At 53.8% G+C, this 728-nt stretch carries 1 protein-coding gene; it reads right to left on the bottom strand.

Annotation, left to right across the window (positions count from 1 at the left end; genetic code table 11):
• Positions 1-312: 312 nt before the first annotated feature.
• Positions 313-728: acetyl-CoA hydrolase/transferase C-terminal domain-containing protein (locus D8V06_RS29320; RefSeq protein ID WP_277751321.1), on the bottom strand; the 416-nt coding region annotated here is incomplete at its 5' end.

Here is a 728-nt window from a genome sequence, read left to right as displayed (position 1 = left end):
ATCCTTCCGCTTGTGGCGGGATTAGGTAGTGGTTTAACTGGTGCCCATGATCCTCTCTCTTGCCTAGCCACTGTAGATACAGTTCATCTGTATTGTGAGGGCTCAGTTAACTGTTTATAGGCGGTGTACTGGTCTAAATTGAGGCAACTGTACTTGTCTGCGCCATTATGGTGCATTTTCGGCCATTAAGACTTAATGAGTAGGCTATAGCTGTAGGAAAAGACCGGTACAGCAGTACAGTTTTTGTAAGTAAAGCGTCTTGCAATTGCCCGCTGACGAAACTGTGTTTGCGTCAGCGGCAATCTGTACCAATTAACTGGCGATCATTCGCCCGGTTTCTTCCAGGTTTATGTGCCAGCTCAGGGCATCACGCAGGATATGCGGGGTATGTCCGCCCACTGCGCAAGCCTTTTCAAAATAATCGCTGAGGGCCTGGCGGTAATCCGGGTGTACGCAGTTGTCGATGATCACCCGCGCACGCTCGCGGGGCGCCAGGCCGCGCAGATCGGCCAAACCGATTTCGGTGACCAGGATGTCGACGTCATGCTCGGTGTGGTCGACATGGCTGACCATCGGCACCACGCTGGAAATCGCGCCGCCCTTGGCAATCGACTTGGTCACGAAGATCGCCAGGTGCGCATTGCGTGCAAAGTCACCCGAACCGCCAATCCCATTCATCATCCGCGTGCCGCAGACGTGGGTGGAGTTGACGTTGCCATAGATGTCGA

Origin of the sequence: Pseudomonas sp. Sample_24, from assembly GCF_004307605.1 — a bacterium.
Lineage (GTDB): Bacteria > Pseudomonadota > Gammaproteobacteria > Pseudomonadales > Pseudomonadaceae > Aquipseudomonas.
The sequence above is the reverse complement of the archived record's forward strand: the minus strand, read 5'-3'. Positions and strand labels throughout refer to the sequence as shown.